Origin of the sequence: Pseudomonas sp. W5-01 (assembly GCF_046540435.1) — a bacterium.
In the GTDB taxonomy this organism is placed as follows: Bacteria; Pseudomonadota; Gammaproteobacteria; order Pseudomonadales; family Pseudomonadaceae; genus Aquipseudomonas; species Aquipseudomonas graminis_B.
Map to the genome: position 1 here is coordinate 863,510 of NZ_JAXCIP010000001.1, position 25,415 is coordinate 888,924.

Below are 25,415 nucleotides of genomic sequence, written 5' to 3' on the forward strand. Positions count from 1 at the left end.
TCAATGCACCATTAGATTAAGCTGGCAGGCTTTCACGACTGCACCGAACAAGAAAGGACAATCAGCTCACCCCGTTGGGTCCCTCCAGCACCTGCCGTACCTTCTTCGCCAGATCGGTGGGCACGTAGGGTTTGGATATCACATCAAACTCGTTGCCCCCCGCATCCGTACGTTCTAGCGAGTTCTCGGAATAACCAGTTGTCAGCAACACCTTTAAGGTGGGGTAAAAGCGCTTGGCTTCCCGGGCCAGCATCACGCCGTTCATTCCACCAGGCATGATCAGGTCGGTAAAAAGCAGATCAAATTGTTCTCCTTTGAGAATGGCAAGTGCCTCCTGGCCGCTGTAGGCCAGTCCGCACGTATAGCCATATTCTTCCAAAACCATTCTGGCCAGTTCCGCGACGTCCGGACGGTCTTCCACAATCAAAACCCGTTCTCGGCCTGATGGCTCGACGATCGCCTCCATGACGGGCAGGGTGTTGAGCTGGCTGTCATCCGCGGGGAAATACATCCGAATCGTTGTGCCGATGCCCTCTTCGGAATAAATCCGGGCCGTTCCTCCGGATTGCTTCATAAATCCGTACACCATGGAAAGCCCTAATCCGGATCCCTTTCCTTCATCTTTTGTGGTGAAGAAGGGGTCCATCACCCGGCTGACGATGGAGGCCGGCATACCAGCGCCGTTGTCAGTAATAGCCACGCTGACATAACGTCCAGGCATCAACCCGTCATATGACATTGAGGCGAGGTTCTGAATTTGTACGTTCTTGGTCTCCATGGTCAGTAGTCGCTGCTGTCGTGATTCCATGGCATCACGGGCATTGATGAATATGTTCAGCAAAGCGACCTCTGTCTGGGTCGTGTCCACCCTGCAATTCCATAGATCGCTTGCCAGAGCCAGCCTGATGTCGGTACCTATCAACGTGCGCTCGGCCATCTCCTGAGATGAGGTGATGATGGCATTCAGGTTCACCACACGGCCCTGAAGCTTCTGCTTACGCGAAAAGGCCAGCAGCTGTTGAGTGAGCGTTTTCGCCCGTTCAGCAGCGTCTCGTGCGTTACCTGCGCTGCGCAGAATCCGCTGCTGATCGTAATGCGGTTTATCGGCGGTACGCTGGATCATGTCCAGATAGCCAATCATCACCTGCAGGAGATTATTGAAGTCGTGTGCAATACCGCCCGTGAGCTGGCCCAGCGCTTCCATTTTCTGAGCCTGGCGCAACCCGTCCTCGGCATCACGCCGGCGGCTGACATCCAGCTGCGAGGCAAAGAAATAGATCAGCTCACCGGACTCGTTGTACACCGGCGAAATAAAAAGCGCGTTCCAGAAGGCCGAACCGTCTTTTTTGTAATTCACCAGCTCAACAGCCACTTCCCTATTGGCAGCGATGGCCTCACGGACCTGCTTGACGGCAGCTGGATCGGTTTCGGGCCCCTGCAGAAATCGACAGTTGGAGCCCACGATTTCATCGCGGCTGTAACCGGTCATGTCGATGAATGCGTTGTTCGCGAAGATTATCGGGTTATCAGGCCGTTTGGGGTCTGTGACGATCATCGGCATGCGCGTGGTCTCCACGGCAGCGAAGAAGATGTTGTGATCTGATCCGCTGATGTCTCCGGTGGAGCTATCGTTTACACGTGTTGGGTGACTCGCCATCGCTGCTCCGGCCTGTATCAAACAGTACGCTATCTGTGAATAGTCTGTATATATAAACAGTCTTTAATGCTGTGGTGCAAGTTTTTGACAGATCGCGTGCAACTGATCGATTTCAAACGGTTTGGGTAACCAGTGCACGCGATGATCAGCCAGTGATTCAGCAGTGGAGTGGTAGCCGGAAGCGACGACGACGGGCGTCGAAGGCTGAAGCCGACGGACGCGCCTAACCAACTCAATGCCATCAATCTCTCCTGGCATCTGCAGATCCGTAATCAGTAGCCGCGGAGGATAGCCGCAGTTTTCGATAAATCTCCAGGCAGCATTGGCATTGCTGAAAGGCGTAGCCGTGTAGCCATACATTTCCAAAACGTCGATTACCAGATTCAGGATCAGACGCTCGTCTTCAACAACCAGGATGGAGTCCATTCGCAGTAGCTCTACAGAAGAGTGTTTCTGCTCCGACAGAATCTTCAGTGGTTGATTCCTAATAATCGAGTGGAATTTGCCGGCCGGTCAGTCCAGTGCTGCGGTTAAACTCATGGAGTTCCGACAGTCCGGATGCCTGTATAGAAAAAACGGTTACCGACTTATGCACGGCGGGTCAGTCAGTTAGGCTAAGGCATTTTCCGTTCAGTCTCTTTGCTATAGAGAGAAGCGCTATGGCCAACCGTCTGCTCAACTCAGCCTCCGATCCGCAGCGTCTCATTCGTGCTTTGAGGCTGGCTATGGATGCTGATAATCAGACGAGCCACATCTTAGCTGAGCTAAGCCGCAGTCTTGCCCTGCGCAATCAACGAGAGTCGAACATGTCCTACCAGATCAAACAGCCCATGGGCTTTCCAAGTCTCCCACCCAGCCACATCAACGCTCTGGAGCTCGCCCCGGAGCTGCACAGCATGGCAGATACTCTGCTTTACAAAATCCAGATGGCAGACTCGCTCGAGCAACTGAAGTGGACGCACGGTCGAGCGGATGGCTTTGCTTTGGGACTAAATGTGGCCGGGCGGTTAACCCTTTGGCAAGCCGACTATCTAGTAGCGTGTTATGCCGCTGCACGTGAAAAATGCGAGGTTCAGTTCAAAGCTAAAGCCGATGCTAACCAGCGTCAGGCTGCAGTTTTTTCTGGAGAGGCCGTGCCTAACGCCGCTATCTGAGAGGTGTAAGCCTCAAGCCCTCCACGGCCGTCTCCAACTTGGCTAGGGCTTCTTCGCATTCGTGAGCGCATCAGTACTTCTTACGAGCTTGAGGCCACTTCCTGGCTCAGAGATCCTTCTTGGCTTCCTTGTCTAAATGCTTGTCGGCCTTATGGCGTTTGTCATTGTCATGTTTCACGCCTTTATCAACCTCACTGGCGTCGTTGTTGACGCCTTTATCGACTTCCCCAGCGTCGTGGTCGACGCCTTTGTCCAGCTCTCGGTTGTCATGGCGAATACCTTTGGTCACATCGTCTTCGGCAGATGCAAATGGGATAAGAGAGCCGGTTAGTAGAAAGGCGATCATGGCAGATGAAACGAGCTTGCGCATGGTGGAACTCCTGAGTGAAAGGCGAGGTTTCCAAAACCTCATCGCTTTGAGGCTAGACGATTGTGCTAAAACGAAAGGTCTCTAGTTCGTCAGGCACTTCAACCCGTTGGCACTGATCACGACAAACTGCTCAGTCCCAGCGGGAAAGCTGTCCATGTTGTGAATCTCTTAAAAATGGCTGTTTGGCACTGCCGGTGAAGGGGATTTTGAAATAAAGTCTGGATAAGAGGCCAAGGCTATACGCGAAAACGACGGGTTTGTTCGTTGAGTCCGAACGCCAGTTCCGACAATTGCTGGCTGGCCGCTCGCGTCTGTTTAGCCCCGGCTGCCGCCTGGACCGAGAGACCACGAATTCTAACCAGGTTGCGGTCAACCTCGCGGGCCACCTGAGCCTGCTTTTCGGCCGCGCTGGCGATCACCAGGTTTCGGTCGTCAATACCTGACAAAGACTGGGCAATGGCGGCCAGAGCAAGGCGTTTGTGCAAGTAGAGAGATGCAGCGCGAGGGTTGTACGATAGATGGAGATCAGCCGTCGTAAGGATCCCCTTTGTTGGATCAGGCTAATGGGCCCAACAGACCGAGGGCAACAGCAACTCCACCGAGGTGCTCAAGTAACCGTCGCATTTTCGCGAATGTCCACACCTAGACGACAAGCTGATCCACGAAATCGTCTAGAGGGTTAGCTTCCACCAGCAAACCTCGAGAAATCACCGCTGGGCAGATTCTGGTGGCTCAACGTTCGCGGCAAGGTAGAATGGTGGCTTATAGCCATCACCAAGGCTTCACTAGTGCAAGCTGTGGAATCCCTATGTTAGACGCTAGCCAGATTGACCGAGAACTCGAGAAAAAACCCAGCGCTGTACGCTTCTCCGATCAATTGGAACTACGTTATCAGAGCGATATCCATGCTACCCGCCGGCGCCACCTGATCTTATGCTTGATCTTGGGAGGATTCACATTCAGTAGTTTTTCACTATGGACAGCTGTCATAAATCCAAAGGAACTGGTATCAGCAATTTTGCAGATGGTCGGAACATGTGTACCTAGCACTCTAATGGGGGTGTTGCTTCTAAAGAAATTATCTGAGCGCTGGAGAGAGTACGCCTCCATGTTGCCGTCATACACAGGATTTATAGTTGCCTACAACGTAGTGGTAAATGGTGAACAGCCTGCTTCGGGCGAGCAGTCACTGTTTATGTTCTGCTGGCCGCTGATGCTTATGTATGTTAATACGTGCATGAAAAGCCCTTTCAATGTGGCCTTAGTCTATAACATATTTTGCTTGATCATCACGGCTTGGGGGGTGCATACAGCCCCGATTTCCCTGAGTGCCGGGGGCCTGATAATGACCGCTATAGGCTCTTCATCTTTTTTCTCATTGCTTGGTAACTACTGGTCCAACGCCGAAGCCAGACGACGTTATCTTTATTGGCTCCGTGAGGAAACCAGAGCGTCTAGTCTCACCGATGCCAACAGTGACTTGCAACGTCTTTCAGAGACCGACTCGCTGACAGGACTGGCTAACCGTAGGCACATACAACCGCAACTGGACGCAATTACGACAAACCATTTGAATCGACAGTCCGAGGGTGCAGTATTATTGATCGATATAGACCATTTTAAACGCTATAACGATCATTATGGACATCTCCTTGGCGATGAGTGCCTGAGAGTTGTTGCCACTGCTCTAGGCAGTTGCTTCATATCGCCCTGTACCGTAGCACGATTCGGCGGAGAAGAGTTTATTGCCGTTTTGCCAGATACCTCTCATGATGAGGCCCGTAGGATCGCTCACCATGTACTGCAGACCATACGTGAACTAAACATCGCCCACCTCGGACGTACAGACGGCATCTCCATTATCACTGTCAGCATCGGATTAGCGCACAGTGCGAGTATCGAGCTAACCGATAGCTCCTCACTCCTGGATCAGGCTGACAAAGCGCTGTATCGAGCTAAAAGAGGTGGCCGTAACCGTTTGGAGGACACGGGATTTATATTTTCACAGAACGATGAATCGCTTCTGACCCCGGAGGATATCCGAGAGGCTTTAGCAACAGACCAATTCTGTTTGTACTTCCAACCGCTGTATCAGCTCGAACCTTATCAGCTCACTGGATACGAAAGCCTTATTCGCTGGCAGCATCCCAAGCTCGGAAATGTTCCGCCTGATCTATTCATCGCAATGGCAGAGCGTAGCGGATTGATTCATGCTGTAGGTGACTGGGTTCTGGATAAAGCCTGTGAGCACGCCAGCCGGTGGCACGACGCTGTGAGCATATCGGTAAACCTTTCACCTATACAGCTTGCCAACCCTGATTTTCCAATGAAAGTGGCGGGTGCATTACTCAAGCAGGGTCTTGCAGGGCATCGCCTCATATTGGAAATAACCGAAGGAGTGCCTTTGCGCATAGATGATCAACTATTGAAAACAGTTTCAGGCCTCAGCAACTTGGGCGTGCGACTGGCTCTGGATGACTTCGGTCAAGGTCATGCCAACCTGGCTTATCTCCTGAAGCTTCCATTCCATTCTTTGAAGGTTGACCGTCAGGTATTGAGAATCGAAGACAAATCCCAGCGCGAGCAGGTGTTGATGGCTCTTTTGAAATTAGGGCATGCTTTTAGTCTGAAGGTGCTGGCTGAAGGCGTTGAGACCGCCCAGGATCTCGAATTACTGCGTGATATAGGCTATGACCACGCTCAAGGCTATTATCTTGGACGTCCTCAACCCAATACATTTTCATGTAACACGTTGCCGCCCACCCAAACCCTGGACCCTTACTGTCATCTTCATATAGTTTCGGGCAACTGACTGGACTTGCTCTTACAAAACCGGAAACCAACCACCCATTAACTTGAATGGTCCTAGACGCTTCTTCGCAGCGCAGCCCGTAATAAAGATGTACAGCTAATATCGCCCGACTCGCGCAGTGTTGGATTCAGCTTCCTGCCGCTGATCCGGATGACTGCTGCTTGCTTTGAACACTACGTGTTTTCCTCGGACAAAGCGTAGGAGCGGCTTGTGCAGCGCCTGCCACCACATTCGTCGAGATAGCTGCACCCATCGAGGATTCACCATGCGTTCGTCCCACCCAATACGTTGTGCATTGGTTGCTACCGTAACTGCCGTCAGCTTGGCAACCTTGGCCGGTTGCGCTCGCGATCCGGAAAAACCTACCTTGTCGGAATTAGCTGTCAGCTCGACCAAAAGCATGTTCCGCACTGACAGCGACATGCAGAAAGTGCTTAACGCCCAAGCGGCGTTCGATCCTAAAGCTATTGAAAAAACCACGCCGGAGGAAGCCCGTAAACAGCCTACTGTGGCTGATGGCGTAAAGCGGGTACTGGCCGACCAGAAGCGTGACAGCAGCCCCACAGCACTGGTCCCGGGCGTGGCAACCCATGAGATCACGGTAGCCGGTGCTGCAGGGAACTTGCCAGCAACCGTCTATACCCCTGCTGGTAACGGACCATTCCCGGTAGTGCTGTATTTCCACGGCGGCGGTTGGGTGATCGCGGACCGCACCGTGTATGACGGTGGCGCCCGCGGCCTGGCCAAGCAGGCCAATGCTATCGTGGTGTCAGTGGACTACCGTCGCGCGCCTGAATATAAATTCCCGGCAGCGCATCTAGACGCTGTTGCTGCCTACCGCTGGCTCACTACCAACGCTGCTAGCATTGGCGGAGACCCTAAACGCCTAGCGTTGGCCGGCGAAAGCGCCGGCGGCAATCTGGCGCTCGCCACTGCTGTGGCAGCACGCGATCAGGGCCTGACCTCGCCTAAGAGTGTGATTGCTGTGTACCCAGTGGGGCAGACCACGACCAACACCGAGTCGTACTTGAAGTACGCTGACGCCAAGCCACTCAATCGCCCCATGATGCTTTGGTTCGTGGCCAATGTGACCAAAAGCTCTGCCGATCTGAAGGATCCACGTCTGGATCTTGTGCACGCCAACCTTCACGGTCTGCCGCCAGTGACTCTGATCAATGCCGAGATCGACCCGCTGCGTGATGACGGTGCGCAACTGGAGCAGGCGTTGCGAAACCAGGGCGTAAGCGTGGAGCGCAAGCTGTATGACGGCGTGACCCACGAGTTTTTCGGCACCGCTGCGGTGGTGGAAAAGGCTCAGGAAGCACAGGCCTATGCCGGCGCTCGCCTGAAGGCAGCATTCTAACCAGCCCTCTGGCTGCTGCGATGTCAAACCGTAGCAGTCAGCACCTTGGCTTACAGCTGGGTAAGATCGTAGCTACCGTATGAGTCGCCTCCGGTTTCATAGACACCTCCAAGCCTCATCATGAGGCCCAAACAGGAGGTGCGATGAACTGGCGCTCGAAGGCTACCTGACGGGGCAGTTGAACAGCCCCAACCTGGTGTTCACGGCCCCCACCGTCGAAGGAACGGCCGGCAGGGACGTGATCATAGGGACCGCTACGTCGGAAGTCATTTACGGCTTGGCCGGCAAGGACCATATCGACGGCGGCATAGGCTCGGATCTGATCATCGGAGGCACAGGTGCTCACCTGTTGATCGCCGGCGGCGACCCCAATCTCTCGGTCTATCGCCGCAATGGCACCAACGACGCTGACGTGTTCCGCTACACGGCGGCGACTGACAGCTACCGGAGAGCCAGAGCTTTGTGGATCTGATTGCCCGGTTCGCCGACAACGATGACAAGGCCGAAGCTGGCAATCACTCTTGCGGGATTGTGGGAGGCCGGGGAGGGGTACCCAAGGTGTCGCTCCTCTTGCTGGCCGCTGTAATCCAGGGCTCAAGTCTCCTTGGATTACAGCGATTACTCGGACATGGGAAAATGCTGGGGTCAGACGCGTTCAGTAGCAAATGTCTACTTTTTCTTTTTGTCTGGGGTTTGAGTCAGTGCCGAACCAGCGACTGATTTTTCTGCAGCAGAAGATTTATCGTCCTTCAATTGCTTACCTGCTTTTGACGCTACGCCTTTGCTGGTTTTTTCATTGCTAGCCATATTGAGCCTCCAGTAGGTGTGCCGGTGATGGCACTGTTTCTCTTCTAATGTATAGCTGAGCGGCTGGCTTTGGGCGAATCATAAACAGGACTTTCTGCGTAGCAAATGCACAAGGATACTGATGCACCTACGATCATCCTTGGCTTGATATCGTGCAGCAGCCCCGGCTGGTGGCTGCTTACGGTCGATAGCGGTCGGTCATGGGTGACCGCTTTCGCCCCACAGCTGCCGTTCAGCACGCACACCGTAGCGGTTGCGTAAGCTAAAGTTGCGTGCTGATAGCTCAGTTGCTCAGGCAGCGTTAGCCCACGTGGTCAATGTCAATAGTGGCGTGGCCAATGAGGACCACCTCTGCCTTATCAGCAACCACCAAATCGGCATTGGTGATCAACTGCGTGTAGTCGAATCCGGCTAGCGTGACCTGGAAAGCGTGCCCATCGGCCCCCGCTTCGCTGCTGCGCAGGTAGGTACGATCAGTGTTTTCATCGTAGGTCATGCGCAAGGTACCGTCACGGCCGTCTCCCAAACCGGTCACGCCGAGCGCGGCGACGTCGAGCTTGTCCTGGCCCCAGATGAAGTCAGTGATCAGGTCGCTGCTACCGGCATAGCTGTCGGCGCTGCTCGTGAACACGAACCGGTCGTTGCCTGTACCGCCAGTGAGCTTGTCCGCGCCTAACCCACCGGTCAGCACATCGTCGCCGGCGTTACCCTCCAGCGTGTCGTTTCCGGCGCCGCCGGCCAGCGTGTCGTTTCCCCAGTAGCCATACAGGATGTTCGCCTTGTCGTCGCCGGCCAGATTCACGGGTGTGATCGGCTGCGGGGTGGTCACGGTGGTCGCGTCACTGGGCGGGGCGAACAGCACGGTGCTGGCATTGAGCTCACTGACGTGGTTCCCGCTGAGCAGAACTTCGAAGCGGTTGCCGTTGGCATCGGGCTCCAGCGATTTAAGCGCGGTGGTATCGCCGGCCAAGTTGAGGACCACCTTCAGCGTACCATTGTAGCCGTTGCCCAGCCCGGTGAAGCTCAACGCTGACACGTCGATCATGTCATGGCCGCTGCCACTGAAGTCGGTGATTAGGTCGCGGCTGCTGTAGCTACCACTGGCATCATTACGGTAGCTGTCGCTGAGCCGGGTATACACGAAATTGTCGGCACCTGCTCCGCCGCTCAGGGTATCGCCGCCGGCGCCGCCGAATAGCCGGTCATTGCCCGCACCTGCTTCGACGGTATCGCGGCCAGTGCCGGCCTTCAGGGATTCGCTGGCGTGTGTGCCTTCGAGCAGATCGTTGTGCGAAGTGCCGTTGATCAGCGGCTGGAAGTTGGCATCGGTAATAAGGCCGCTATTGGCCAGAAACTGCACGGCAAAATGTTTGCCATTACCGTCTCGCTCGTAGCTTTCCAAAATGTAAATGCCGCGCAGAGGCTCGCTACGGATGTGCAAGGTATCGCCATAACCATTGCCTAAATGGCTATAGCCCAGAGCCGACACGTCGAGGATATCGTGGGCGGGATCGAAATAGTTGATGGTGTCGGTATACTCGCCTCCGTCCTTGATATAGCTGTCGCCGAGGCGGTCGAAGCGGAATACATCATTACCGGCGCCGCCGTCCATACCGTCGTATCCGGCACTGGAGACCATCACATCGTTGCCCCCCCGCTGACTAGTTGGTCGTTGCCGCCCCCACCCATTAGCAGTTCATTGGCCAGCCCACCACGTATGTAGTCATTGCCAGGAGTACCCTGCACGATGAGTTCGATCGCGTTCTTGCTGACCTGGCTACTGGCACTTGTGACCTGTAAATCCGTATAGCTGGTGACTTCCTTGATGCCGGAAATTTGGGTCATACCTGTTCCTTATCTGCGGTTGGTCCACAGCACGTGTGGTGTAACGCTATTAACGCCGTTTCGTTGCGGGCAATGGGCCGGTATCGACGAAGCGGCGATAAGAAACGGGTCAATACACATCGTTACGCGGTAGCCTTTAGGTGTTTGACATTCGATGCCAATGGCCGCTTTGGGTCGATAGCGGCCCCCCAAAGACCTTGGGTTTTGTCAGATTTCGGTACTAGATGCCGTCAACGTAACGCCTCTTAATTCGTATCGGGAAGGCTTGCCAGCTGATCGAGCAGTTGGGCACCTACAGCGTCGAATCGCAGACGCGCTTTATCCCAGAAGCCGCATGACAGCTCGTACTCGTACAGTGGCACGATCGGCAGTCGATGGATCTGCCAAAGGTGCCAGAGCAATCCCTGGCCCACCCCCTGACGCTGATGCACAACCTTGATCTTGTTGATGTACATTCGGATACAACGATGACGGTTCGACGATATTGCTTGCTACCTGGCCGCACTGATACCGCTGTAATTGACCCTTGTTCTAAATTTATGTTTTTCATTGCCGATGGCTTCCGTACAGAACGCAGAAAGTTTCTGCGTTTGCCCTTCGGAGTTGCACCGTGAACCTACGTTCTTTAAATATTGCGCCCCGTGCCGCCTTGTGTTTCGGTTTAATCACGCTGCTGGTCATTGCCCTCGGCGGCTTCGCATACGTGCAGCTAGGGAAGCTGCGTGGCACCGAGCAGGACATCGAAAAGAACTGGCTGATCAGCGTGCAGACCGCCGACGACATCCAGATCGCCCTGCTCGGCGCGCGCCTAGAGAGCATCCGTCTTCTGGCGACTTCGAATCCCCAAGAGCAAGCGACCGCCGTGCAGCACCTGGAAGACGCTAAGCGCATGCTCAACGAGCGCACCGACTTCTACCGCAATAACCTCATTTCCGACCCAGAAGAAGGGGCCAAATTCGAGGCCGCAGCGGCGCTGATGAAGACCTATCTTGATGGACTGCAACGCGTCGTCGATCTTGACGCTACCCAGCATGAGCAGGCCGTGACATTCGCCAACACTGAACAACGCGACCGTGCCGCAGCGTACCAGGTCAAACTCAATGAGTTGCGCCAGCACAATACCGACGGCGCTGCAGCAGCAGGCGTGACCGCCACTGAGGTGTATGCCCACAGCATCACCATCGTCGATAGTGTGGTACTCGCCGCGCTGGTGCTGACGCTGGTGCTCGCCACCCTGCTGACTCGCAGCATTGTCCAGCCTATGAGCGCCTCGCTGAAAATGGCCGAGGAAATCGCCGACGGCGACCTGCGTCTTATCCTGGAGGTTAAGGGTAATGACGAATCTGCGCGGTTGATGCGCGCGCTAAACACCATGCAAGGCAACCTGCGAAGCACCATAGAGCAGATCTCCGATGCTTCCGCACAGCTCAGTTCCGCCGCAGTAGAGATGACTTCCATCACCGAGAGCGCCAGCCTCACCCTGCAGCAGCAGAACAGTGAGATCGAGCAGGCCGCCACGGCGGTAAACCAGATGAGCGCCGCCGTCGATGAGGTCGCGCTTAACGCTAACTCCACCTCCGAAGCGGCCAAGGACTCCACACGCGCTGCCGCCACCGGTAACCAGAAAGTCGGCGAAACCCTACATGCCATGCGCAGCCTAACGGACCGCGTGGAAATGACCTCTGAACAGGTACAGGGCCTCGCTGGTCAAGCGCAGGACATCAGCAAGGTGCTGAGCGTGATCCGTGCCATTGCAGAACAGACCAACCTGCTGGCCTTGAACGCCGCGATCGAAGCGGCCCGCGCTGGTGAGCAAGGCCGAGGCTTCGCCGTGGTGGCTGATGAGGTTCGGGCACTGGCTCATCGCACACAAACCTCAACTCTGGAAATCGAACAGATGATTTCAAGTATCCAAGCAGGCACGTCACTGGTTGTGGATTCGATGAGCAGCAGCACCATCGAGGCACACAACACGCAGCGCACTGCCGACGAAGCCGGGATGTCACTGAAAGTCATCGCCGACTCGGTGCAACTGATCAATGACCGCAATCAGCAGATCGCCACTGCCGCGGAAGAGCAGGCTCATGTAGCTCGCGAAGTAGACCGCGCGCTCGTGAGCATTCGCAACTTGGCGCTGCAGAGCAGCGAAGGCACGCAGCAAACCCTGGCCGCCAGCAATGAGCTTTCGCAGTTAGCGGTGAACTTGAATCAGATGGTAGCGCGCTTCAAGACCTGAAATTAGCGTTTAATCTAGTATGGAAAATTGACCGATCAACGATCGGAACTTCATTCCTAGAGGCGCTGACAATGTGGTCGCTTTTCGAGTTAGCTCCGATCTTTCGCCAAGGCCAGAGGCTCCAAAGAAACCCAAGTTGACGATCGTCCGGCAGTCGCCGAGCATGAAAGAATGTGCGTGCTGGGCTTATAGACAGGGAAGTATCGAATCGCGAAATGCCACGCCTCAATCGGCCTCAAGCATCGTCACAGACGGCTGCGGGTCGAAAGCAGTGATCCACGGCCGACCGCTATCGATCCAAAGCGTCGCTCAGCCCTTCGGCATCTTGCTGCGTCTTGACTGCGTGTAACGGGATATCCGTTAAATAGGCCCCCTGACTTTCCGACAGTTCGAGGGCCTTTTCATAGTAAGTCAGTTGCAGCGGCATTTGCTCCACCGGCAACCTGGATATAGAGTAAGCGTCTGGCGAAGTCACCTACGACATTTAGAGCCGATAGATAAAGCATGATACGAATCGTCGAGAAGCAGTATTTGGCCAGAACCTATGATTTTCGACGGGCAGTGTCTAACTATAGCGGCTATTCGGAGGCTTTCAGAAACCGCGACAGCGATTGCGCCAAGACATCGAACACCAATGCGATACGTCTTACTCGCCGGAGGTCGTGGTGCATTGCAATCCATACACCTACTTTAAAATCGACCAGTTTCGGTAGCACTCGCACCAGCCCATGCCGACTCGCTAACTGGCTAGAGCACATCCCAATTCCCAGTCCCGCCCTCAGCGCTGCAAATTGGGCCAGATGATCGTCAGTACGAATGACCGCGCGTTCCGCCGTGCACAAATAGCCCTGTTGCTCCAAGAATGCTACCTCCGTCAGGTTGCGATCCGGGCCAATCAGCGGATACTTGTCTAATTCGCTTTCATAGCGAGGAGTGCCATTCAGCGCTACCAGCTCTTCGGTTGCGTACAGCCCTAACCGAAGATCCCCGACATGGCGGGTCACCACCGCAGACTCGGTGGGGCGATGAATACGCACCGCGACATCGGCCTCTTGCAGCGCTAGATCCTCTTGGCGATTGCAGACGCTCAGTTCCAGCCTCAACTCCGGATGCGCATTACGAACATCTCGCAATAGAAGAGGCAGTACTTCAACACTCATTAAACGACTGCTTGTTACGCGCACGGTGCCCCCTGGCACGCTGGCTTCGGCGGAAGCGGCACGGGTGAATGCCTCGGCGGCCAAGGCCATGGACTCGGCATGGCCAACCAGCTCTCTCGCAGTGTCAGTGGGCATCAACCCCTTTGGCGAGCGTACAAACAGGCTCATCCCGACGCTTCGCTCCAGTTCGTCTATACGGCGTCGTGCAGTGGCTTGCGCCACGCCCAGTGCTCTTGCAGCGGCGGAAAGGCTGCCGGTTCTCAGGACTGCCAGGAAAACGCGCTGAGTTTCCCAATGAAGCTGCGGTGTATTCATACATTTCCTGTGAGCTGCTAGGTAAGTTTGATTAGTTTCAATCATACCCAGACTCGCGCATGCTTTCCCTAACCCTACTTTGGCCATCCAGCGCCCATCCGCGCACCACGAGATAAAATTCATGATATTTTCGGGAACCTGCCGTTGCGGACACGTCACTTTTGAGACCGATTGCCCACCTGTCATGACTACTGCTTGTCATTGCGTCGGATGTCAAAAAATGTCCGCTAGCGCATTTTCTCTGACGGCACTTTTTCCTGCGGCAGGCTTCGCAGTGACCCAAGGCGAAACTGTTATCGGTGGTCTACATGGCTCGACTCGCCACTATTTCTGCGCACACTGTCTAACTTGGCTATTCACCCGGCCCGCCGGAGTCGACGAGTACGTAGGTGTGCGAAGTAGCCTGTTGGAAAACCCGCAGCAGTACCTGCCGTTCATGGAAACCTGGACGAGAGAGAAATTACCTTGGGTGACGACCGGAGCTTCGGTCAGTTATGAAGCATTCCCGGATCCGCAGGATTATCCAGCACTGATGTCTAAATTTAGATCCGGGGATAAGTAAGCGCAGCTGCGTTGCCGTTTTGAAACCCTATCCAGTGGACTCCTTGTGAATGTTGTCCCAAGCAAACAATATTCGTGTCCGGTGAACCTGCCTTGCGCAGTTAAACGGGCGCCCACTCATGCGGTAGCAGCTCCATAATCTCACTCGCCCGCTGCGTCGGTAGGCGCGTGAGAACGTCTTTCAGATAGGCGTACGGATCATGCCCATTCAGTCGCAGATTGGATCAAGCTCATGATCGCCGCCGCCCGTCTCCCGCTGCGCAACGACCCTGCGAAGAGCCAGTTCTTGCGTCCAAGCGCCCATGGCCTGATTTGGTTTTCGGCCCAATTGTTGTCTATGGGTACGGCCCCGTCATCAAGGTAGCGCGACAGCGCTGCCCAGCGTTTCAGGCTGTAATCGAGTACTCTGCTGATGGCCGAGCCTTCGGGCACGAGATCGCGCTGGGCGAGCATCCAAGCATGCAGCATGTCCATCACCGGGACAGCTTTTTCTTGCCGTATTCGGCGCCGTAAATCCGGCTCCAGATCGCGGACTTCACTTTCGATTTCGTACAACAACTGGATATAGCGCAGGGCTTGCTCAGCAAGCGTGCTTTTATTCGTAGCGTGCAGTTCGAAGAACTTACGCCGTGCATGGGCCATGCACCCGATTTCGGTAACGCCAAGTTCGAAGCTGGCTTTGTAGCCGCCAAAATCATCACAGACCAACTTGCCCCTCCAGTCTTGCAGGAAGTTGCGCGCATGCTCTCCGGCGCGGCTAGGGCTGAAGTCGTAAACCACCGCTGCCACATCCGAGAACTGGCTGGTGGCGTAGGCCCAAACATAGGAACGGTGAGTTTTCTTTGTTCCCGGCATGAGCATCTGCACCGGTGTTTCATCGGCGTGGATAACCTGCTGCCCAAGCACTACGTCGCACAACGCATCGACCAGAGGCTGCAACTGTACGCCCGTCATGCCCACCCATTGAGCCAAGGTTGAGCGTGGAATCGCAAGGCCCGCTCTACCGAAGATCGATTCCTGACGGTAAAGCGGCAGATGGTCGGCAAACTTGGCGATCATGACGTGGGCAAGTAGGCCCGCAGTCGGGATGCCCTTATCAATAACCTGCGCCGGAACGGGTGCCTGAATGAGGGTTTGGCAGTCATCGCAGACCCATTTACCACGCACATGGCGTTCAACTGTAAACACGCCGGGCGTGTAATCCAGCTTCTCGCTGACGTCCTCGCCGATGCGCTTGAGGGCGCAACCGCACGGGCAGTGAGTGTTGTCCGGTTCGTGATGGATCAGTGTGCGCGGAAACTCAGCCGGTAGTGCAGTGCGCTTGGGCTTCTGCTTTTTCTTGGTCGCCGCTGGTACTGTTTGCAAGGCTTGAAGCTCGGCTTCAATCGCGGCGATATCGGTGTCGATCAAGTCATCGAGCAAACTGGCCTGCTCAGGATTCATCTGCTCGCTGCGCTTGGCAAACTTCAAACGCTTGAGCTGAGCGATCTCGTGAGTCAGTTTCTCAATGACTGTTTGATCACGGTTGATCTTCTTGCTCATCGTCTCAACGGTTTTACCCATCGTTTCGACCTGGTGGTTGAGCGTCTCGACACGCCGCATCAACTGCGCCGCCAAGGCGCGCAGTTGTTCAGGGGGCAGGTGATCGAGATTGGGTAGCGAAGTCATGCTCAGTGGGCCAGTTCACTCTGACGGTGCCACGCGGGTGCTGGATCTCAACGCAAAAATTCGATGGTGCAGCTTGCGAATTTGCTCCGGTCGGCGGCATGGGCATCGGAATAAATGCAGGTTGCAGCGCTGTGCTTTTCTGCGCTTGCACCCGAATCCATTTGTGGACGAGGTTTGCGTTGAGGCTATGGCTCAGCGCGACGCTGGCAATCGAGGCACCAGGCTGGGCGCACTCTTGAATGACTTGGACTTTGAAGGATTTGGAGTAGGAACGGCGTGTCGGCTGCATAAAATACCCGCTTAAAAGGCTAGAACTGGTGCCCACTTAAAATTAAGTGCACACCATGTCTTGGCTTTGCGGAGTCCGGTAGATGACTTGGCCGGACGGATACCCTGGATTGTCTTCATCCAAGGGTATGTTTTCGAGCGTATCAATCCGGTTCCACTGGAGGTACTGTCGGCTCTGACAAATGCAGGCCAAGGAATAGGATCATGGAGATCGAATGGAGTATTGAAAAATGGAACGCCCGATGGATGACCGTCTCCGGTCGGGCGGTGTGCACCAGCTGCATGGAAAGCCAAGCGTTGGAAGATTGCGAAGAAGCCTTCTGTCATGCCGACGCATGCGCTGTCAGCGATCAGGAAAGCAAACATCCATGGGGTGCATTCCACCATATTCTCGACACTGCTCGAGGGTGAGCTGTCGCTTAGGTCTCAATACCTTATGCTTGACCTTAGAATTTTTGGCGTTTATGGCTTGGCGAGCCCGCTGTAAGGGACCGGAAGCCTAGCCACCCAGCGACGATTACTAACCCCTTGCCCAGGACGGGCGTATACGGGCCCCGCTCAGGCGGGATTTCTTTGCGCGGAATTAAACGGCATGCACAAAAAAACCGCCCGAGATGGCGGTTTTTCTGTCGCAGGCTTCGGTGAGGCCGATTCCTGCACATCCTCAGTGGATGCATTCGCAATGGGTACATCTTACTGCTGGTTGACGTTGATAACAACTATGTCATTGCATTCCCTTGTAGTAGCCCGGGGGTAACCTGGGTTTTAGGTAAAGGGTAGCGGTTTTAAGCCGGGGGCTGGCAGGGGGGGAAGCCCAAGGGGCACAACGCCTCTGGCGTGCTTAAACCCCCGGTTTCGCATCTTCAGCAGGCGGGGCTGCGGCTGCAGTAAATTTTCGTGTTACAGCGCTGCGAGCTATTAAAAATCGAGTACCATGCCAGTCGACGGGTTCCCTGCAAAGTGAGTCGTCCACGAGGTCTGGCCTGGGAAATAACGGTTTCATACTCTTCAAACGGGGTGAGATCCGGGCCGGTGCTGTGAAGGGTTCACCCCCGGCCGCCTCAGTGGATGCATTCGCAATGTATTCCCGAAGGTGGGTGGTAAGCCGGACAAGCCCACCGGAGGATTGGCCTCACTGTAGGAGGCCAAAGTATGTATAAGAAATTTAAGCGTATGTGGGACCTCGTTAGAAACGGATTAGGGGCTTATCACCTCTATGAGTTTTTGCGAGACCATTGGAACGATCTGTTGTAAAGGATTGAACTGAGGGAAAAGCCGCCCTAGCTTCGGTTGGGGCGGCTTTTTTTCGCCCAAAGGGGATTAGGCGCCTCTCAATTGACAGCAAGGCTATCAACACCTGCGCCGGTACTCGGCAAAGCCGGCCTTTTTCAAGCCCCAAAACCCGACGATCTATTGGTCACTGAGGGGGCTCTTCGCGTGCCCTGGCCCTTGTAGCGCCTCTGCTGCCACTGCGCCCCATGATCCTCTGCTTTGCCCAGAACTCGTCGTAGGATTCTAAACGCGGTCCCGTGACACCAGTCACGGCAGTCGGAGTGTTCTCAAGCGACTTCAACCTAAGGCGTCGCATAACGGGATATCCGTTAAATAGTCCCCCGGACTTTGCGTGAAGTCTGGGGGCCTTCTGTGGAAGGCCACAACTGACTCACGAGAAAGCAGCTGCAGAAGGACGGGGATCCCAATTTTCCGAGAATTTCTGCCGCGGGGTGCAGTTGGTGTGGTGAGCCAGAGCCTAAAAAGTTCGCATTAATAGATCCTACCAAGGTCAGATTCAACGGACCCGTCCAAGCTTTTTCCCAATCCATCGGGTTCCATGCCAAAAGGACAATGTCATGGCTTCAACAGACAGCAAGCCCACCATCGATTACACCGTACGAAGCGGTCCGGGCACCGTGCAGGTCGACCCCTCCACGGGGGGCGATCAAACCTGGAGCGTCATTCTTCAGCCTGACGGCAAGATTATCGTCGGTGGCGAAAGCTTCCAGACCGCCATTGGTTACCCCGGCTCGCCGGGCGATGAAAGCTATGGCACACGCGGCAGCTTCACGGCGGTGCGCCTCAATAGTGACGGCAGTCTGGACAGCAGTTTCAGCCAGGACGGAATTGCCCTCGTGCCCGGCAACCTGGATCCGGAAGCCTATGCTGACTACGTCATGGCGGTGCAGGCTGACGGCAAAGTGCTCGCCGCGCAGCCGGGGCTTGGCGGTTTGAAGGTCGAACGCTTCAATGTAGACGGCACCTTGGACACCACCTTCGGCCACGACGGCGCCGCAGCAATGGTCCCGCCCTTCAACTACGACGGCCTGGTGATGTACGCGACGGCGGATGGCTCGGTGTATGTCAGCCTTCGCGGCACCGCCCAAGCAGTGGTGTTCAAGCTGGACAGCAGCGGGGCTCCGGCGGAGGATTTCGGTACCGACGGCGCACTTGTCCTCAACCCGACCGGGCATTACGGCACCGGCAATATCGCCACAGTTGTGCAGCCAGACGGCAGCGTATTGCTCGGCAGTTGGCTGTACGTGGGCTCCGACGGTCCCCACGACCCGGGCGATCCGGTTTACGCCGTTCAGCGACTAGCAGCCGACGGCAACCTGGATACCGCGTTTGGCGTGGACGGCGTGGTGTACTTCGATACCGCGCTGGGGCTGGACTACCGCGCTGCGATGACCGTGCAAGCCGATGGCAAGATCATCATTGCCGGCGAGAGCAATGACAATACCGCCTTCAACGTACTGCGGCTGAATGCGGACGGCTCCTTCGATACCTCCTTTAGCGGTGATGGCAAGCTCACCGTCCAGGTGCCTCACGGCGATAAGAACTATGCCCACTCGGTAGTCGTTCAGCCCGATGGCAAAATCCTGATCGCCGGCGACGTGATCACCCGATTGAACGCCGATGGCAGCCTGGACACCACCTTTGGCAGCCAGGACGGCCAATACCATGTGGATGGCTCCAGTGAGGCCAATCACCTGATTGGCAACGACACGGCCGAGATCATCCACGGCCTGGGCGGTGACGACGTGCTGCAAGGCGCGGGTGGCCGTGACGTGCTGACAGGCGGGACGGGCGCAGACATTTTCCGCTTCACTCAGATCAGCGACAGCTACCGTACCGCTACGGAAACCGGCAGCGACCGGATTCTGGACTTCGACGCCTCCCAAGACCGTGTAGATCTGATTGCGTTGGGCTTCACCGGCATTGGCGACGGCCACAATGGCACGCTGGCCATCCAGGCCAACGCTGACGGCACCCGCACTTACCTGAAAAGTTTCGATGCCAACGCCGACGGGCAGCGCTTTGAACTGGCGCTCGAAGGCAACCTGACGGGGCAGTTGAACAGCACCAACCTGGTGTTCACGGCCCCCACCGTCGAAGGAACGGCTGCCAAGGACGTGATCACAGGGACCGCGATGTCGGAAGTCATTTACGGCTTGGCTGGCAACGACCGTATCGACGGCGGCAGAGGCTCGGATGTGATCATCGGGGGCGCGGGTGCCGACCATCTGAGCGGCGGCGACGATCCGAACCTTTCGGTGTACGGCCGTAACGGCATCAATGACGCTGACGTGTTCCGCTACACCTCGGCCACTGACAGCTACCGCACCGACACCCAGAGCTTCGTGGACCTGATTGACCGGTTCGCCAACAACAACGACAAAATCGACGTGTCGGCATTGGGCTACACGGGTTTCGGAGACGGCACAGGGACGACGCTGAAGATGGTCTATAACCACGATCTGGACCGCACCTACCTGAAGGATGTGGAAGCGGACGCTCAAGGCCATCGGTTCGAAATCGCCCTCACCGGCGACTGGACCCAGGACCTGGGCAATACCGACATGATCTTCGCTTCCACGGTGCAAGTGTCTTTGGTGGGCGTAATTAGCGCGTCCATCGACTCAACTGAAATGCTGTAGTTAGAAATAACTCTAGCGGGATTTTGGGAGCTGGGGGTGGTGACCAACGTGCCTTTCCGCTGGCTGGCCGATGTAATCCAAGGCGAAAGGAGTCCTTGGATTACAGCGACTCCACGAAAATGAAAAAGGGTGGCGGCGCAGTAACAGTAGCCTCGCTGTTTTTTCTGAATGAATACCTTACGTGGCATGTCTCATGCGCTGACGGCTCCATTCCGGCGCCGGCATTCCCAGGACTCCCCACATGACTTCACCTCTTAACGTCGTCGCGATCATGAAAGCCAAGCCAGGCAAGGAAGCGCAATTGAAAAACCTGCTGCAATCCGCCCTGCCGCAATTCCAGCACGAGCCTGGGTGCCAGGCCTATGCGCTGTTGACGGATCTCGAAGACCCCACCCGCTTTGTTTCCTACGAAAGCTGGGACGATGAAGCGGCACTGCAAGCGCACATGAAGGCCCCGACCCTGACAAACGCTATGCCGGTTCTGGAAAATATCCTAGCCGAGCCCATGCAGCAGATTCGCCTTAATCAATTGCCGGGCAGCATCGTCTAGGTCGTGGTGTGCCATGCACGCGTGATTGACATCCGATCAAAGGGAATGAGTCATGAAACATATTTTCTTCACTTCGTTGTTTGTTTTTAGCCTGACCGCTACAGCTGCACAGCAAAGCCTCAATCTTCCAAGCTGTGACATCTAAAACCAACAAGAAACAGCCGGCGAGACTGGCGGGCAGATCAGCGATCCAGGACAAGCACATATCTCAGTAAGAGCGAATGTTCTAAGTGCCGATATCAGTACCTCAAGAAAAAAGGCCGTGGTATTACCGAGGTTGAAGCACAGCGCATGGTGAAGCGTGTAGAGAACGTCCGGCATGAAACTAATCGGTTCGTCGAGCAGCAGGGTTTCTTGAGCGCGGCAGAGAAAGTTAGCTTTGACCGTGAGTTCGATGCCATTGCGATGCAGCTGTGTAGGTAAGAAAAATTGAGCAACGCCCAATTCCCGTCACGAGTGGGGCTGTGGCCGTAGAGGAATACCGTGATCGTACCGTGATCGAGCAGGAAAAGCGGCTATCGCGCCTGAGGGCTTGATGGCTGATGGTAACCACGGCGACAATTCACCCAGTCCACCACCAACACAAATAACGGACATGTCGCTGCATCCACCACAAGTCCTCCCCGTGCGGGCTTTGTCAGTAGTAACAGGGCATCATCGGACCTCAGATCGTCCAGGAAAATCAGCCGTGACCAATCTTAGTGAAACGCTTCGTGCAACTGCCAGAAAATGGCGAAATGCTAACCAGGATCATCGTGGCGGCGTCGTGCTGATCTGGCAAGGCGCAGTGTACGGCTGGAAGGATTCCTTGCGTGACGCGAGCGATGAGAGTCCAGGCGTATACGCTGTGAATGAAACAGATCACATTTTCATTGCCGAAGGCGGTGATGAATACAACGGTGCAAAAGGCTGGGTAGCGGCTTTTTTTGAAAGTTAGTAGGAAAAGTCGATGAGTACGAAAAAGCAATCTGCCCCGTATCCATTCCGACTGCCGACAGAGTTGCGCGAACGGCTGGAACACTGCGCGGTGGTGAATAACCGCAGCCTCAACGCAGAAATGATCGCACGTTTGGCGACAAGCTTACGTGAGGTTGAGAAAATCGATTTAGTGGTTGAAAACAACGTCATGCTAAAAGCGCTGTGCGCCAAGTTGGAAGTTCAGGCAGAAAGTTAGAGAAAAGTCTGCTGTGCACCACATGTCTTTGGCAGTAGCAGGGCGCGTCTTTCGCGTCCGAGAGTTCAACGGGAAGATCGCTTCCAGAATGTTGCCGATGTGCAAAAAGAGATCATAGATAGGTCATGGATGAAAGCAGAACTCAGTGATGCCCCGGAACGAATTACCCGAAGAGGCCACAGGCCCTGCGTGCAAAGTCTTGTCGCGTGCCTAGCAATAGGTAGTGTTATTGGAGTCAGCGCTTTGCTGTGGTCAACCCGATCGGAGCCCCACCGAGGAGTCGCGTCGATGGAATCCAAAGCTCAGGTGTTGAACGCAGAAGTGGACAGGGGCTCTGTCATACGCTCGAGTCCAACATCGTTGGACACGGGTCCTAACCCCGGGCCTCGGCAAACCAGCTTCAATAACCAGAACTTTGTTCCCACGGGCGCTCACAACATCGTCACCTTTCATCACAGCCCCTCTATCCCTCCTCGGGCTGAGTCTCCGCAGAAGGTCAAGCTGACGATCGTCGGGCAAACTCCCAGCATGAAAGATCGGGCGTGCTGGCCTTTCAGGCAGGGGAGTATTGAGTCCCGCAACTGTCGGCTTTCAGTGGGCCTCAAGCATCGCGACTAAGGAAAAAGAGTTAGCCGCGCACCGTACCGGCCGGCGATAACATCGACATCTTATAAGTGGATGAAGGCAGCTATAAGTTCTTCGAAGTGCCGGGTACCTATACCTCCGAAGTTGCGGTGAATTTTAGCGATGAATCCTGCACACTTCCCGTTTGATGGCTTTAAGCACACGTCTACGAATCAGCCCGCTGAAGGGGCGTATCAGGTACCAATACGGGCGAAATTGGCGCAGGGCAACGGCATCAAGGCACTGCACGCGTGTTTCCGTAACAAGGCGGGTGAGACCGTCACCAAGTTCATTGGCGCTGAATCCGAGCACTAGACGCGCCGCGCCAGGCTGTTCGAAATGCTTAAAACTTTCAGCATCCGGGACGATTTCTTGGCCGTAGTCTAGCTTCCAAAAGCGCCCCGCCAGACCTAATGCGAGAGCTTTATCAGGAATGGTTCCAAGGTTGGTAAAGTTTTCAAGACTGAATGGCGGACGATTGCTAGCGGGAGCATTACCTAGCCTCCAAATTAACCGCTGCGGCATCTCGCGCAACGCGGTCATCGCCCGAACGAGTCGATCCTCGGTACTATCGTAGCTTTCGACAGCCCCCATTACTTGGGCAGCGGTAGCGCGAATATCGAGGGCGTGACGCTCACGAAAATGGTAATGAGGGAGGTAAATATCAAGCAGTTCCATTGCGTTACCTGCGGTTTTCGGTGCCCAACTCTAGCCATCAAGGCGATCGACACGCAAGGGGTATTTCGGCACTAGGGTATGCCTCCCCTCTCTCTCTTCTCTTGACAGGCGACACGATCAGCCCGGCAAGTAAACGCAATGACATAATAAGCGATCGCACTTTATTGACAGCATGTAAGCCCTCTAAGAACACAGGAAAAGACGCAAGAGCGCGTGGGGTAGCGCGTGATCAAACCGATGTATGAGGCTTGTGCATGGCACGATTAAAATTTTCTGATAGTCGATATGGTTCCGTCCTCCTATCGCCGGATGCTTAAACGTGGCGAAGGCGGCGGCACCCCAGGCGTTGCTCAGGCAAATTAATTACGCAAGATGCAGACCGGCTCAACCAGAGGTGCCCATCGTTTATGTCAAGCTGCCTTTTGGCATGATTTTACAAGTAGAGCGTCAACATGGAGGATATAAACACCCAACTGGTGATTCTGCTGGTGATAAGGCTTTCGCCGCTCTAGCACTTGGTACGCCTTCTAGCGGGCGTTCATGGCAGAGTCCAAGGCGTGGAACGACCAACTCCTGTTGTGGTGTCTGAAATTATCGTCAAGCGATAGCGAATCTCGGTATCGCCGCCAATCTGGGCGGTCTTTTTCTGTCCTGCCAATGACTTTTATTGCGAGAGCAGATTGGGTTTGACAGAATTGAGAACCATTTCCATTAGTGATGCTCTCGATGGCAGTCAATTCCAGTGTCGCCAGCGTCAACTTGACCGCCCGCCAAAGCCTGCTCCATCAGCTGTTCGGCGATCACCATGGGTGGTTGTTCGACCGGTTGCGGGCGCGATTGGGTTGCCCCAGCGATGCCGCAGACATGGCGTCGGAAACCTTTGCTCACGTGGTAGCACTGGATGATCCACATTCGATTCGCGAGCCTAGGGCACTGTTAACGACCATTGCCAAGCGCTTGGTGTACGCCAGTTGGCGCCGCCGCGATCTGGAGCGTGCCTATCTGGAGACGTTGGCCGGCGAGCCTGAGCAGTTTGCCCCGTCAGCAGAGCAACAAGCGCTCGCGGTCGAAGCCCTGGTCGAGATTGATCGTATGCTTGAGGGACTGTCGTCCCGGGCCCGGGCGGCGTTTTTGTACAGCCAGCTCGATGGCATGACTTACCTTGAAATCGGCCGCGAGCTGGGCGTGTCCGTGCCGCGTGTTCATCAGTACGTGGTCCAGGGGCTGCGTGCCTGTTTCGAAGCGCGGCTATGACTGCTGTACTGCCTGCTGCTGTGGATGAAGCCATTGCCTGGATGGCCTATCAGCGTTCCGGGTTTTTCGATGCGCAGCAGCAACTGTCTTTCGAGCAGTGGCTTGCGGCCGACCGACACCATCAGGAGGCCTGGCAACAGTTGCAGCTTCGGTTGCAGGCAGCGTTTGCCAGCGTTGACGGTGTGTCGGGCCGAATGTTGGCCAAGGACCGACTGGTTCGTCGTCGTGCCTTTCTGCGAGGGGCGTTGGGGCTATGCGGGTTGGCAGCTGGCAGTTATTGTCTGACCGGCCCGGGGAGGGGGCTGGCGGGACTGCGCTCAGATTTGAGTACCGGCACCGCCCAGCGTGAACGCATCGCTCTGCCAGACGGTTCGTCTCTGCTGCTCAACGCGCAAAGTGCAGTGAACCTGCGTTTCGGGGCACATAAGCGTGATGTTGAATTGCTTGATGGCGGTGTGATTGCCGACGTTCGGGCCAGCGAGCGGGATGCCCTGCGGCTGTGTTCTCGCCTAGGTACTGCGAGCATGGCCGAAGGACGCTGCATGATGATGCTCTTGCCGGAGGAGTCCCGTATCTGGGCGTTGAAGAAAAGCCTGCGGGTAACGCACATCAACGGCTCGGGTGCGACGTTGGCAGAGGGGCAGGGTGTACGGCTGACCGGCAGAGGTATCGAGCCGATCGGCAGGTCCGCGAACAGTGCTTCAGCGTGGTCGCAGGGCATGCTGGAGTCTCACGACCAGACGCTGGCAACGGTCATCGAGGCGTTGCGACCTTATCACCGAGGCGTGTTGACCCTCAGCCCCAAAGCTGCGCGACTGAAAATCTCCGGCGTGTTCAGCCTCGATCAAAGTGAACAGGCGCTGGCTGCAATGGCTGATGTGTTGCCGCTGCGGGTCGAGCATTTCCTGGGGTTCTGGACCCGTGTGTCCCTGAGCTGAGGTCCGCAAGAAAAAATTTTTCAATA

Annotated in this window: 24 protein-coding genes and 3 pseudogenes; 14 read left to right on the forward strand and 13 right to left on the reverse strand. The window is 55.6% G+C overall.

Annotated elements, in window-relative coordinates; all coding sequences use genetic code 11:
• Positions 1 to 61: 61 nt before the first annotated feature.
• Together SLW75_RS03725 and SLW75_RS03730 are read right to left on the reverse strand one after the other, a co-directional pair.
• Positions 62 to 1,657 (reverse strand): histidine kinase famiy protein, encoded by a 1,596-nt coding sequence (locus SLW75_RS03725; protein ID WP_133777123.1) that lies wholly within the window; start codon positions 1,655 to 1,657, stop codon positions 62 to 64.
• Positions 1,658 to 1,720: 63 nt separating this feature from the next.
• Positions 1,721 to 2,083, reverse strand: a complete 363-nt coding sequence (locus SLW75_RS03730) for a response regulator (protein WP_410933574.1) — start codon at positions 2,081 to 2,083, stop codon at positions 1,721 to 1,723.
• A 233-nt stretch (positions 2,084 to 2,316) separates the two neighbouring features.
• Between SLW75_RS03730 and SLW75_RS03735 the strand changes: the two genes are divergently transcribed.
• Complete coding sequence (locus SLW75_RS03735) at positions 2,317 to 2,811, forward strand: hypothetical protein (protein WP_369305659.1); 495 nt, start codon at positions 2,317 to 2,319, stop codon at positions 2,809 to 2,811.
• Positions 2,812 to 2,917: 106 nt separating this feature from the next.
• Here the strand turns inward: SLW75_RS03735 and SLW75_RS03740 are convergent, their stop codons facing one another.
• Positions 2,918 to 3,181 carry a hypothetical protein gene (locus SLW75_RS03740; RefSeq protein ID WP_410933575.1) on the reverse strand — a complete coding sequence of 88 codons (264 nt, stop codon included), beginning with the start codon at positions 3,179 to 3,181 and terminating at the stop codon, positions 2,918 to 2,920.
• 236 nt (positions 3,182 to 3,417) lie between these two features.
• Positions 3,418 to 3,651: pseudogene (locus SLW75_RS03745) on the reverse strand (methyl-accepting chemotaxis protein); the annotation flags it as partial.
• Between the two features lie 338 nt (positions 3,652 to 3,989).
• On the opposite strand from SLW75_RS03745, the gene SLW75_RS03750 reads away from it, so the two are divergent.
• The 3 genes from SLW75_RS03750 to SLW75_RS03760 all read left to right on the forward strand — a co-directional run bounded on the left by SLW75_RS03750 (position 3,990) and on the right by SLW75_RS03760 (position 7,828).
• Positions 3,990 to 5,993, forward strand: a complete 2,004-nt coding sequence (locus SLW75_RS03750; protein ID WP_410933576.1) for a putative bifunctional diguanylate cyclase/phosphodiesterase — start codon at positions 3,990 to 3,992, stop codon at positions 5,991 to 5,993.
• 367 nt (positions 5,994 to 6,360) lie between these two features.
• Positions 6,361 to 7,356, forward strand: coding sequence for an alpha/beta hydrolase (locus SLW75_RS03755; RefSeq protein ID WP_369305662.1), 996 nt, complete (start codon positions 6,361 to 6,363; stop codon positions 7,354 to 7,356).
• A 178-nt stretch (positions 7,357 to 7,534) separates the two neighbouring features.
• On the forward strand, positions 7,535 to 7,828 hold the full coding sequence (locus SLW75_RS03760) for a hypothetical protein (RefSeq protein ID WP_244656991.1): 294 nt from the start codon (positions 7,535 to 7,537) through the stop codon (positions 7,826 to 7,828).
• A gap of 197 nt (positions 7,829 to 8,025) precedes the next feature.
• Here SLW75_RS03760 and SLW75_RS03765 read toward each other — a convergent pair whose 3' ends face one another.
• From SLW75_RS03765 to SLW75_RS03780, 4 genes are all read right to left on the reverse strand, one after another.
• Entirely contained in the window at positions 8,026 to 8,163 is a 138-nt protein-coding gene (locus SLW75_RS03765; RefSeq protein WP_166650636.1) for a hypothetical protein, read from the reverse strand.
• Between the two features lie 301 nt (positions 8,164 to 8,464).
• A complete protein-coding gene (locus SLW75_RS03770; RefSeq protein ID WP_410933577.1) occupies positions 8,465 to 9,775 on the reverse strand; it encodes a M10 family metallopeptidase C-terminal domain-containing protein in 1,311 nt (436 codons plus the stop codon).
• Positions 9,776 to 9,801: 26 nt separating this feature from the next.
• Positions 9,802 to 10,008, reverse strand: a complete 207-nt coding sequence (locus tag SLW75_RS03775; RefSeq protein ID WP_410933578.1) for a hypothetical protein — start codon at positions 10,006 to 10,008, stop codon at positions 9,802 to 9,804.
• Positions 10,009 to 10,253: 245 nt separating this feature from the next.
• Complete coding sequence (locus SLW75_RS03780; protein ID WP_192133378.1) at positions 10,254 to 10,463, reverse strand: hypothetical protein; 210 nt, start codon at positions 10,461 to 10,463, stop codon at positions 10,254 to 10,256.
• A gap of 155 nt (positions 10,464 to 10,618) precedes the next feature.
• On the opposite strand from SLW75_RS03780, the pseudogene SLW75_RS03785 reads away from it, so the two are divergent.
• A pseudogene (locus SLW75_RS03785) lies at positions 10,619 to 11,386 on the forward strand (MCP four helix bundle domain-containing protein); the annotation flags it as partial.
• A gap of 69 nt (positions 11,387 to 11,455) precedes the next feature.
• Complete coding sequence (locus SLW75_RS03790; protein WP_407073268.1) at positions 11,456 to 12,244, forward strand: methyl-accepting chemotaxis protein; 789 nt, start codon at positions 11,456 to 11,458, stop codon at positions 12,242 to 12,244.
• 289 nt (positions 12,245 to 12,533) lie between these two features.
• Here SLW75_RS03790 and SLW75_RS03795 read toward each other — a convergent pair whose 3' ends face one another.
• Both SLW75_RS03795 and SLW75_RS03800 read right to left on the reverse strand, forming a co-directional pair.
• Positions 12,534 to 12,671, reverse strand: coding sequence for a hypothetical protein (locus tag SLW75_RS03795; RefSeq protein ID WP_369305666.1), 138 nt, complete (start codon positions 12,669 to 12,671; stop codon positions 12,534 to 12,536).
• 151 nt (positions 12,672 to 12,822) lie between these two features.
• Entirely contained in the window at positions 12,823 to 13,719 is an 897-nt protein-coding gene (locus SLW75_RS03800; protein ID WP_369305667.1) for a LysR family transcriptional regulator, read from the reverse strand.
• 121 nt (positions 13,720 to 13,840) lie between these two features.
• Between SLW75_RS03800 and SLW75_RS03805 the strand changes: the two genes are divergently transcribed.
• Positions 13,841 to 14,281 (forward strand): GFA family protein, encoded by a 441-nt coding sequence (locus SLW75_RS03805; protein ID WP_369305668.1) that lies wholly within the window; start codon positions 13,841 to 13,843, stop codon positions 14,279 to 14,281.
• Positions 14,282 to 14,381: 100 nt separating this feature from the next.
• On the opposite strand, the pseudogene tnpC reads toward SLW75_RS03805, so the two are convergent.
• Both tnpC and tnpA read right to left on the reverse strand, forming a co-directional pair.
• Positions 14,382 to 15,948 (reverse strand): annotated as a pseudogene (gene tnpC, locus SLW75_RS03810) (IS66 family transposase).
• On the reverse strand, positions 15,911 to 16,237 hold the full coding sequence (gene tnpA / locus SLW75_RS03815; RefSeq protein WP_369305669.1) for an IS66-like element accessory protein TnpA: 327 nt from the start codon (positions 16,235 to 16,237) through the stop codon (positions 15,911 to 15,913). The pseudogene tnpC and the gene tnpA overlap by 38 nt, the downstream one beginning before the upstream one ends.
• Positions 16,238 to 16,440: 203 nt before the next feature.
• Here tnpA and SLW75_RS03820 point away from each other — a divergent pair, with 203 nt between their 5' ends.
• From SLW75_RS03820 to SLW75_RS03840, 5 genes are all read left to right on the forward strand, one after another.
• Positions 16,441 to 16,647: a hypothetical protein gene (locus tag SLW75_RS03820; RefSeq protein ID WP_369305670.1), complete on the forward strand. Its 207-nt coding sequence runs from the start codon at positions 16,441 to 16,443 to the stop codon at positions 16,645 to 16,647.
• Positions 16,648 to 18,086: 1,439 nt separating this feature from the next.
• Complete coding sequence (locus SLW75_RS03825; protein WP_369305671.1) at positions 18,087 to 20,171, forward strand: calcium-binding protein; 2,085 nt, start codon at positions 18,087 to 18,089, stop codon at positions 20,169 to 20,171.
• Positions 20,172 to 20,412: 241 nt separating this feature from the next.
• Positions 20,413 to 20,721: a putative quinol monooxygenase gene (locus SLW75_RS03830; RefSeq protein ID WP_369305672.1), complete on the forward strand. Its 309-nt coding sequence runs from the start codon at positions 20,413 to 20,415 to the stop codon at positions 20,719 to 20,721.
• A gap of 688 nt (positions 20,722 to 21,409) precedes the next feature.
• Positions 21,410 to 21,658: a hypothetical protein gene (locus tag SLW75_RS03835; RefSeq protein WP_369305673.1), complete on the forward strand. Its 249-nt coding sequence runs from the start codon at positions 21,410 to 21,412 to the stop codon at positions 21,656 to 21,658.
• A gap of 12 nt (positions 21,659 to 21,670) precedes the next feature.
• The gene (locus SLW75_RS03840; RefSeq protein WP_369305674.1) at positions 21,671 to 21,895 is read left to right on the forward strand and encodes an Arc family DNA-binding protein; all 225 of its coding nucleotides are present in this window, start codon (positions 21,671 to 21,673) and stop codon (positions 21,893 to 21,895) included.
• A gap of 741 nt (positions 21,896 to 22,636) precedes the next feature.
• Here the strand turns inward: SLW75_RS03840 and SLW75_RS03845 are convergent.
• Positions 22,637 to 23,197 carry a hypothetical protein gene (locus SLW75_RS03845; RefSeq protein WP_192173822.1) on the reverse strand — a complete coding sequence of 187 codons (561 nt, stop codon included), beginning with the start codon at positions 23,195 to 23,197 and terminating at the stop codon, positions 22,637 to 22,639.
• A gap of 726 nt (positions 23,198 to 23,923) precedes the next feature.
• On the opposite strand from SLW75_RS03845, the gene SLW75_RS03850 reads away from it, so the two are divergent.
• Both SLW75_RS03850 and SLW75_RS03855 read left to right on the forward strand, forming a co-directional pair.
• Positions 23,924 to 24,451, forward strand: a complete 528-nt coding sequence (locus SLW75_RS03850) for a sigma-70 family RNA polymerase sigma factor (protein WP_410933579.1) — start codon at positions 23,924 to 23,926, stop codon at positions 24,449 to 24,451.
• Positions 24,448 to 25,389, forward strand: coding sequence for a FecR domain-containing protein (locus tag SLW75_RS03855; protein WP_032703268.1), 942 nt, complete (start codon positions 24,448 to 24,450; stop codon positions 25,387 to 25,389). The genes SLW75_RS03850 and SLW75_RS03855 overlap by 4 nt, the downstream gene beginning before the upstream one ends.
• Positions 25,390 to 25,415: the final 26 nt, after the last annotated feature.